This is a genomic window from Epilithonimonas tenax DSM 16811, assembly GCF_000428485.1.
GTDB classification, from domain to species: domain Bacteria; phylum Bacteroidota; class Bacteroidia; order Flavobacteriales; family Weeksellaceae; genus Epilithonimonas; species Epilithonimonas tenax.
The window spans coordinates 37,977-48,308 of the sequence record NZ_AUAA01000026.1 but is presented as its reverse complement, the minus strand read 5'-3'; the positions used below and the strand labels follow the sequence as shown (position 1 = coordinate 48,308).

At 39.7% G+C, this 10,332-nt stretch carries 6 protein-coding genes; 3 read left to right on the top strand and 3 right to left on the bottom strand.

Annotation, left to right across the window (positions count from 1 at the left end):
* A partial coding sequence (locus F564_RS0112545) for a transposase (protein WP_028122952.1) occupies window positions 1-234 on the top strand: 234 nt, incomplete at its 5' end.
* A gap of 74 nt (window positions 235-308) precedes the next feature.
* Here the strand turns inward: F564_RS0112545 and F564_RS0112540 are convergent.
* Together F564_RS0112540 and dinB are read right to left on the bottom strand one after the other, a co-directional pair.
* Window positions 309-3,383 carry a DNA polymerase III subunit alpha gene (locus tag F564_RS0112540; protein WP_028122951.1) on the bottom strand — a complete coding sequence of 1,025 codons (3,075 nt, stop codon included), beginning with the start codon at window positions 3,381-3,383 and terminating at the stop codon, window positions 309-311.
* Between the two features lie 10 nt (window positions 3,384-3,393).
* Complete coding sequence (gene dinB / locus F564_RS0112535; RefSeq protein ID WP_028122950.1) at window positions 3,394-4,536, bottom strand: DNA polymerase IV; 1,143 nt, start codon at window positions 4,534-4,536, stop codon at window positions 3,394-3,396.
* 221 nt (window positions 4,537-4,757) lie between these two features.
* On the opposite strand from dinB, the gene F564_RS0112525 reads away from it, so the two are divergent.
* Window positions 4,758-6,115, top strand: a protein-coding gene (locus F564_RS0112525; RefSeq protein WP_394330635.1) for an IS3 family transposase whose coding sequence is annotated in 2 segments (ribosomal slippage) — window positions 4,758-5,093 and window positions 5,096-6,115 — 1,356 coding nt in all. Because the reading frame shifts where the segments join, the coding sequence is not laid out codon by codon here.
* A 166-nt stretch (window positions 6,116-6,281) separates the two neighbouring features.
* On the opposite strand, the gene F564_RS0112520 is transcribed toward F564_RS0112525, so the two are convergent.
* Window positions 6,282-6,608: a hypothetical protein gene (locus tag F564_RS0112520; RefSeq protein WP_154656869.1), complete on the bottom strand. Its 327-nt coding sequence runs from the start codon at window positions 6,606-6,608 to the stop codon at window positions 6,282-6,284.
* Between the two features lie 663 nt (window positions 6,609-7,271).
* On the opposite strand from F564_RS0112520, the gene F564_RS0112515 reads away from it, so the two are divergent.
* A complete protein-coding gene (locus F564_RS0112515) occupies window positions 7,272-10,316 on the top strand; it encodes a SusC/RagA family TonB-linked outer membrane protein (RefSeq protein WP_028122946.1) in 3,045 nt (1,014 codons plus the stop codon).
* Window positions 10,317-10,332: the final 16 nt, after the last annotated feature.

The following is a 10,332-nucleotide window of genomic DNA, read 5'->3' as shown; positions in this document are numbered from 1 at the left end:
AACCAAAAAAATTATCAAAAACAAAAATATATTTTCAGAAAATCGAGAAAAAGAATAGAGACATTATTCTCTCAGCTTTGTGACCAATTTAAAATCAGAAACAACTACGCAAAATCATTTGAAGGTTTTAAAACAAGGATATTGAGCAAAATAACAGCATTAACTTTCATTCAATTTGTAAATGTTTTTGTATTTAATAGAAAAATGAATAATATTAAAATTGCATTAGTTTGATAATGCACTACGAGTTATTAATATATATTAGGATTAAATTTTGATGACATATTTCCAACTGCTCTTGGATATCATCACAACATTTTTTGTCTCGGCAATCCGATCTCGAATTCCTGCGGATAAGGCTTACGAGAGGTCATACTCACGTCTTCCCTAAGGCTCCTTTCAATTGCCTGTGATTTTTCCTCATCCATGGAATATCGGGGGTCGGCAATCAGCGGCATCTTTGCCATCTTGGTAATGGTAACTGTAGGAAAATGGTAATCGACCTCAACCGTTCCGAGCAACAGATAGATGCCTCCTTCCTTAAATGGGAATTTTCTGAGACTATCAGGAAAATGAGCTGTGTCAAAATACTGTCCTTCGGCATCAATCCACGTCCCGAAATACATATCATCTTTCTTTCCGGGATGATTTTTCTTTTTGATGGGAACGTGTTTTCTTGAGATCAAATAAGCCAGCATCTTGACCTGCTTCTTATGATATTTAAGAAGATCCTTTACCAAAACGTGACCTCTGTATTTTGTTTTAAGCAGGTCAAATATAGAGAAGGAAACAGAAAAACCTAAGATTTCAATTTCATCGAAAGCGTCTTCAAATCTGTCCCTCTGAATAACTGGTAAGTGATAGTTCTTTTGAGGCTCGTCAAATAAAGAAATGATCTTTGTTCTGTATTGCCCTTTTGATAATAAGAATCTGGCTTCGATCAGCAGTTCGTGTTTTTGTTTACCTGTAAACCTGAAGGCTCCGATAAAAATGAGTGTCTGTAATGATTCAATACCAATAGATATTCGTTTAACAAAATCCTCAAGCGACTTGTACTCTCCATTGTTTTTTCGTTCTTCAGCAATAAATTGCTTGACCGCAGCTTCAAGCTTTTCAATGTGCAAAAATCCCATGTACACATCAGTACCATAGACCGTCGTCTGAAATTCACTGAGGTTGACACAAGGATTATGAATGGTCGCTCCTGCCATTTTAGCTTCGTGCACATAAACTTCCGTCCTATAAAATCCACCGCCGTTGTTGATGGCAGAAACCATAAATTCAATAGGGTAGTAGGCTTTCAGATAAAGGCTCTGATAACTTTCCACCGCATAGGAAGCAGAGTGTGCCTTGCAGAAAGAGTATCCTGCAAAGGATTCAATCTGCCGGTAAACTTCCTGAGATAATTGTTCAGGATGTCCTTTTTTCCTGCAGGATTGAAAAAAATCATTTTTCAATTTCTGTAATGCTGATAATGAACGGCCTTTACCACTCATTGCTCTTCTTAACACATCACCGTTTTCCGCCGAAACGCCGCCGAAATGCAAAGCTATTTTGATCACATCTTCCTGATAAACCATGATTCCATAGGTCTCACCGAGCTCCTTTTCAAAGACCTCGTGAAAATATTCGAACTGATCGGGATGATTATGCCGGAATATATATTCCCGCATCATTCCGCTCTGTGCTACACCGGGGCGGATGATGGAAGAAGCCGCAACCAATACTTTATAATTATCACATTTCAGTCTTCTCAGTAAACCGCGCATCGCCGGGGATTCTATGTAAAAGCAACCGATGGTCTTTCCAATACTCAGGAATTCATTGCACCTGGTCTCACCTTTGGAAATCCTTGTATCTTCAATGTCAACAATAATCCCTCTTTTTTCTTCGATCAGTTTGACGGTATCTTTAATGGTTCCCAAACCTCTTTGAGATAGAATGTCAAACTTTTCAAGTCCGATATCTTCAGCCGTATGCATATCGAACTGCACGATAGGGAATTCTTTTGGAGGAAATTCCAAAGCGGAGTAATTCGTGATCGGTTCTTCAGAGATCAGGATGCCGCAGGAATGCATGCTTCTCTGATTGGGAAAGCCTATCAGTAATTTTTCATATTTATAAATTTCCTGAACGATGGAATTCTGATCGTGCTGGTCTTTTGGTTTTTTGGAAAGTAAATCCAGTTCTTCTTTGGGCAGCCCGAATACTTTCCCCAATTCTCTGAATCTCGACCTGCTTTTAAACTCCACATTGGTCCCGCAAAAGGCCACATGGTCTTTTCCATATTTATCAAAGATATATTCCAGTATGGTATCCCTGTTCTTCCAACTCCAATCCAAGTCAAAATCTGGTGGTGTCTTCCTGTTGAGGTTTAAAAACCTTTCAAAATAAAGGTCCAGTTCCAAAGGGCATATGTCCGTGATCCCGATACAATAGCTCACAATGGAATTGGCACCGCTGCCACGACCAACATGCATAAAGTCCATCCGATTGCTGTACTGGACAATATCCCAAGTGATCAAAAAATAGCCACAAAAATTAAGTTGATCGATCACTGCCAGTTCTTTATCCACCCTTGCCTTTGCCTGTATGTTATCATCAGGATATCTTTTTTCTAAGCCCTCATAAGCCAGTTTTTTCAATAATTTAAAATCATTTTCCTTATTTTCGGTATAATACTTTTTGTTTTTGGGTGTTTTAAAGTCAAAGTCAAAACTGCACTGATCGACGATGTATCTGGTGTTTTCAATGATCTCCGGATATTGGGAATACTTTTCTAACAGTACTCTTTTACCGATAAAGGTCTCATTGCTTTTACAAAAATCATCCTCTGTGAGTTTAGTAAATAAGGTGTTTCCTGCTATTGCCCTCAGAACCTTATGCAGTTCATATTCTTCATCCGTCTTGAAGGTTACCGGATGCAGGATGATCATTTTATGGGTCAAAGCTTTCAATTCAGGATCGAACAAACGATTGAGCTCATCCTGCCTGATCCCGATAAATTCATATTCAAGCAGTTTTTCAGGAATATTTGTTAAGGGATAGATTACAAAACTATCTTTCAGTTCTGGATTAGCTTTAGCGATCTCGATTCCTCCACAATTATAATTGGTTAAAAGCCTGTTGACCTCTGCGATGCCTTTTGGGTTTTTGGCAAGACAGATGTAGTATTGTTCATTTTCAACCCTGATATCCATCCCGACAATCGGTTTGATTCCTTTTTCCTGACAAAGCTTATAAAACTGATAGATACCGGTCACGGTATTGATATCCGTCAATGCCAACACTTTTAGTTGATAGTCAACAGCCAGCTGAACAAGGTCTTCAACAGAGATGGTTCCATAACGTAAACTGTGATAAGTATGGCAATTAAGAAACATAGATGAAAATTTATTTTAAAAACCCCGATGCCCTTCCTACACTTGAGCTTCCAAATCGGTTTTTAATATGATCCATTGTCTGATACAGGGAGATCATTTCTTCAGTGTCTTCGAAAAGATCCATCTGATGAAGCCCGTGTACCAACCCGGTAAATCTGACACCGATCAATCGGATCCTCATTCTTCTGGTGTAGACTTTTTTGAAAAGTTCCAAAACATACTTGAGCAAAGTATGGTCAGCTGAGGTGTAAGGAATTCTGCATTGCTTGATCTCAGTATCGAAATTGGAATATCTGATCTTCACGGAAACAGTTGAGGTCAGCCACTTTTCCTGTCTCAGCTGATAAGCCAGTTTTTCCACCATACCCGATAGAATGCTTCTGATCTTCAGTATATCGATGGTGTCCTGAGTAAATGTATCCTCCGTGGAGATTGACTTTCTTTCAGAGTAGGGGATTACGGGTGTCTCATCAATGCCGTGGGCTTTCTTCCAAAGTACCGTTCCATTCTTTCCGACCAGTTCTCGTAGTACGTCAATCGGCATTTCAGAAAGGGTCTTTATGGTCTTGACACCCAATCGTGAAAACAGGTTGAATGTTTCAGGTCCGACCATCGGTATCTTTTTTATCGATAAAGGATTTAGGAAATGCTGGATATTCTGTTCTTTCACTTCAAATCTTCCGGTGGGTTTGGATTCACCGGTTCCTATCTTGGAAACTGTTTTGTTTGTAGATAAAGCAAAACTGATCGGTAAGCCTGTGTTTTTCATCACGGCATCGGCAACTTCATTGGTCCATTGGTAACAGCCAAAGAATTTATCCATTCCTGAAAGATCCAGATAAAATTCATCAATGCTTGCTTTTTCCAACACCGGAACTTTTTCCTGAATGACCTCGGTCACCAGATGGGACATATTGGAGTAATGTTCCATATCGCCACGGATCACTTTTGCTTCAGGACATAACCGTAATGCCATCTTAATTGGCATTGCCGAACGAACCCCGAAATACCTTGCTTCATAGGAGCATGATGCCACCACGCCCCGGTCTCCACCTCCAATAATTATAGGCTGTTTCTCCAATTCGGAGTTTTTCAGCCGTTCACAGGAGACAAAAAAGGTGTCCAGATCCATATGTGCAATTGCTCTTTCCATTTGACAAAATTAGATACATTATGTATCTTTTTTATTATATTTGCAGATACAAATTGTATCAATGTCAATATTTTCAGAAAACATCAGGCTTCTAAGGCATAAGAAAAATTTATCCCAGCAGAGCTTTGCAGAAAGTCTAGGGATTGTAAATCGTCAGCAAAAAGTAGACATTAGATATTAAAGAGTTAAGGAGTGTTTTCATAAAAAGAGTAATTTTAATTATGGCAACACCGAAAAAGAAACCGACCGAGAAATTCGTAAAAGATATTCGGCAGAACACCCGCAGAATATTCACTGCAGAGCAAAAGATTTTAATCGTGATGGAAGGTCTTCGAGCTGAGACTTCCGTAGCCGAACTTTGCAGGAACCATAATATTGCACAGTCGCAGTTTTATGCCTGGAACAAGGAGTTTATGGAAGCAGGAAAGAAGCGTCTCAATGGAGATATTGCTCGCGAGGCTACGAGTGATGAAGTATCAGATCTGAAGAAGGAAAACGCACGTTTGAAAGAGATCGTAGCTGATCTGGTCGTTCGCTATGATATTGTAAAAAAAAGTTTAGACAGGCTGGATTAATCGATAAATACAGGAAATATATGAGATTATCAGCAGCCGAGAAATACGAGATCATTCAAACGGTGACCAGGAGTGAAATCGGTGTGAAGCGAACCTTGGAAAGTTTTGGAATCGCCAGAAGTAGTTTTTACAAATGGTATAAAAGCTACCTCGAATACGGCTATGATGGCTTGGAAACTACGAAAAGAACAAACCATAGACAATGGAACAGCATTCCTGAAAGACAGAAAGATCTGGTGGTAGAGATCGCTTTGGAACACACCGAATTGTCTGCAAGGGAACTGGCCTACAAAATTACCGATGAGCAAGGTGTTTTTATTTCAGAATCCAGTGTTTACCGTATTTTGAAGCAAAGAGACTTAATCCCGGCACCGAATCATTTTCTTCTTTCAGCAGCAAATGAGTTCAAAGATAAAACGGAATTTGTGCATCAAATGTGGCAGACAGATTTTACCTATTTCAAGATCATTGGCTGGGGATGGTACTATTTGAGCACGATTTTGGACGACTATAGCCGCTACATCATTCACTGGGAGCTGTGCGACTCGATGAAGGCCGAAGATGTGAAACGAACGGTGGACACGGCCATTAAAAAAGCGAAATTAAAGACCAAAGCTAAACCGAAACTGCTCTCAGATAACGGTTCCTGCTACGTCTCCAATGAGTTGAAAAGCTATCTGAAAGACGATTTAAGAATGAAACAGGTTCACGGAAAACCAATGCATCCGCAGACCCAAGGTAAGATTGAACGTTATCACAGAACGATGAAAAACGTAGTGAAACTAAATCATTTTTATCATCCCGAAGAACTCATCCAGGCACTGGAAAAATTTGTAGAAAACTACAATAACAAGCGCTATCACGAGTCGATAAATAACCTAACTCCAAGGGATGTATACTTCGGAAGATCAGAACAGATTTTGGAAAAAAGAAAGCAAACAAAAGCGGAATCCATCCGAAAAAGAAGACAAATATATAATCAACAAAAATTAGTAAGTTTATAAACCGAAAATCCTCCTTAAGGATTTAAACTAAAATGTCTAAGTTGGTTTGAAGACGTACATTCCGAATATTATTCTTTAAAATAAAAAATTATATCAAATAGCTCTTTAGGCTGTACGTATACCAGTTACTATTTCGATGAATGAGATTAGCTGACAATCAATCTTATTATTTCTTCATCACTTCTTCTCTGAATTTAACAACATCTTTTTCTGAAAGTTTATCATAGATTTCAGCAAAGTCTCTCATTAAGTAACCCATTGATTCAATTATAAGAACAATAGTTGCCATTGTTGACCTTTTCTTTCCGCTAAAGGCACTATTTACTGTGGCCTTTGTCAGTTCTGAATTAGAGTTTGCAGCTATTTTATCATAACTATTAACTACATCAGAATTACCATCAGTTTTCGATGAATAACTCTTATTCTTACTGAGCATTTTACGCAAAGTAATCGCTGTCTTTAAAATTATAATTTTTTCACTTTCCTTAATCATAGATGCAATTAAGCACATAATGAAAAATATTTTGGTATAGTTTTGTATACCGAAATGTTTTTTCTTATCTTTGTAAAACAAGTTACTTAATTGTAATTTTGCGAACCTTCAAAAATATTAGAAGCTATTCGCTTAGAATCTCGCCTAAGAAAACTGCCAATTTTCAAATAACAACGAGAGGATAAGCAGAAAGCTCACGACCTAGGCGTGGGCTCTCTCTATCTGTTGTTATGGGTATGGCAGTACCTCTGGGCGGATATTGTAGAGTTCCACGCCGTTTTATTTACAATGTTGTCCGATATTCTCTCTACACCCTAAGCTGCTTTCTAAAAGTATAATAACAGACTGCACGATACAATGGGGTGTACAACTCATTGCGGCTTTTAAAGCTTACAAGGGACACAAATTTCATTCATATTAATTTTTTAAGATGTGCTGGGGCAGGAGGTTTTTGCTATGTCTTTAATGAGACTTCCTCCCGAGCATCATCGCGGTAAACTATGTCTATGCTAAAAATAAAACTGAATTTTTAAGAAAAAGAGAGTATAAAATAGAAGAACTAGCCATAGAAACAAGAAAGCCCTCTTAGCACTATAAGTATTGTGGAATTTACGCAGTGCAGAAGAGAGCCTAAAATTTAACGAATTAAATCTATTCAAAAGTATGAAAAAAAACTTTTGTAGCCTGAGTCATATTCAATTGGCTTTTGGCTTCACCTTGCTCGCCTCCGGCGTAGCAATAGGGCAGATGCGTGTGATCACAGGCACTGTTACAGATAATACTAATAATAAACCCATTTCAGGGGTAAGTATATTTCAGGAGGGTAGTGATGCGGTTGCTACTAGTAATAGTTCAGGTATTTATAGGGTTCAGGTATCAGGAGAGAATCCTGTCCTTATCTTTAAGCATCCTGATTATCCTGAGCGAAAAGTTTCTTTAGGAGATAGAGTAGCTGTCGATGTATCATTGGGTGATGAGAAAGACAATGATAAAGGAATTGGGAGTGAGAATGAGAGAAAGAATGAGAATGAGAAAGCAATAGAGGAGGTCGTTCTTAATGCAGGGTATTATAAGGTTCGGGATAAGGAGAGAACGGGAAGTATTTCCCGGGTGTCAGCAAAGGATATTGAGAACCAGCCCGTCACAAACGTTCTTGCTTCAGCACAGGGGAGAATGAGCGGGGTTTCGATTACCCAGAACTCTGGAACACCGGGAGGGGGTTTTGATATTCAGATCAGAGGGAAGAACAGTATCCGTCGTGATGGGAATGAGCCTCTGTATATTATTGATGGTGTTCCTGTTATTTCAGAAACGCCTTCCATTTACAGTGCAGCAATCCTTCCTTATGCCTCAATCAATCCTCTGAATGCAATCAATCCCAATGATATTGAAAGCTTTGAGGTATTGAAAGATGCTGATGCTACGGCGATTTACGGTTCCAGGGGTGCGAATGGAGTCATTATTGTGACCACTAAGAAAGGCAGAAAGGGCAGGACTGACCTGAAATTGAACACGTCTTATTCTCTTAGTTCAGTTACCAATCGTCTGAAGGTGATGGGTACCGCTGACTATCTGAATATGAGACGTACTGCATATCAGAATGATGGCATTGCCACAATTCCCTCCAACGCTTATGATCTGAATACTTGGAGTCAGGAACGGGAGACGAATTGGCAGAAGGAATTGATTGGTAATACCTCAGAATCTTCTGTAGTGCAGCTTTCTTTCAGTGGTGGCTCGGAGAATTCATCGTATCTGATCAGTTATGGTCATACAGAGCAGGGAACGGTATTGCCGGCAGGCTTTCAGTACAAGTCCAATAACCTGACCGGAAACTTCAGTTATCGAACGCCTGACCGTAGAGTGGAGGTCAATCTGACGAATTCGCTTTCGTTTCAGAATAATAACGTCCTGAACAGTGAAGTGACCAACAGAAGTATCACATTAAGTCCAAACGCACCTTCACTGTATAATGCAGATGGATCTTTGAATTGGGAGAACAGTACTTTTACCAATCCATTGGGTGCTTTTAAAAGTGAATACCTTAACTCAACGAGTTTTATCAATACGGGAACGCAGATTTCCTATAAGCTTTTTCCATTTGTATCCTTGAAATTCAATGGTGGAATTACCTATCAGAATTTTGAAGAGTTCTCACTTCGTCCGCACACAGTATCCAATCCTGCGGCAAATCTGACGAGTGCTAATTCCACGTCTTCTAAGAATAACAGTTCAAATTTTTCTTACATTCTGGAACCGCAGATCACAGGGGACTACAGCTGGAATAACCACAGTATCGATATGCTGATCGGTGCCACCTTACAGAAGTCTGAAACCAATCAGTCATCCATGCAGGGAATAGGCTTTGAAAGCAATGCGCTCATTCAGAACATTGCCGCGGCAAAAACGAAGATTATCAACGACCAGATTATCAATCAGTACAATTATACGGCAGTTTTTGCAAGGTTCAATTACAAATACCTGAAAAGGTACATCCTTAATGTTACCGGAAGAAGAGACGGATCAAGCCGATTTGGTCCCAACAACCGTTTCGGAAACTTCGGTGCCGTAGGAGCAGCCTGGCTGGTTTCAGAGGAGGACTGGATGAAAAATATTTCCTGGCTGAGCTTTGCGAAGCTGAGAGGCAGTTTCGGAACGTCGGGTAATGACCGGATCGGTGATTATCAGTATTTGGATACCTACACCGTATCGTCAAATATTTACAATAACATCACTGCCCTTAATCCATCAAGATTGTACAATCCGAACTTCAGCTGGGAGAAGACCTTGAAAAAAGAGGTGGCCGCTGAATTTTCATTTTTTAAGAACAGATGGAATATGTCTGCTACCTATTATGAAAACACCTCATCGAATCAGCTGGTGGGAATCCCGCTACCTGCAACGACAGGTTTTTCAACCATCCAATCCAACCTTCCGGCGAAAGTGCAGAATTCAGGGTGGGAATTTGAAACGTCATTTCAGGTTTTCAGAAAGTCTGAATTTAAATACGACACCTCCTTAAATCTGTCAATTCCTGAAAGTAAACTTCTGGAATTTCCCAATCTTGAAGGGTCTACCTATACAAATCAGTACGTCATAGGGTATCCGACCACACTGGTGAAAGTGTATCAGTATGAAGGTATCAATCCGGCAACCGGATTGTATCAGTTTACTGATTACAATGGTGACGGCAAGATTACGTCTCCGGATGACAATAAAGTGATCGAAAGATTGGGGGTACGTTTCTTTGGAGGATGGTCAAATAATTTCAGGTATGGGCAGTGGTCTGCCTCATTCCTATGGCAGTTCGTGAAACAGAGGAACTGGAACTACAACCGACAGATGATCATCCCGGGGTCAATGAATAATCAGCCGATAGAGGTCCTTGATGTCTGGTCGGCAACCAATCCATCCGGCACCTATATGCCTTACAGCTCAGGAACCGTTGCAGCAAAGAATTCAGCACACTCGTTCTTTCAGAACTCAACAGCTGCCATAGGGGATGCTTCTTATATCAGGTTGAAAAATGTTCAGCTTAATTACAGCATTCCTATTAATCAATTGGGCATTAAAGAGGCAATGATCTATGTACAGGGTCAAAATCTCCTGACCATCACTAAATATTTTGGTCTTGATCCTGAGTTTATACTGACCGGTTTTTTGCCCCCGCTGAAAACCTACTCAGTTGGCTTTCAAATGACATTCTAAAAACATCAATTTAAAA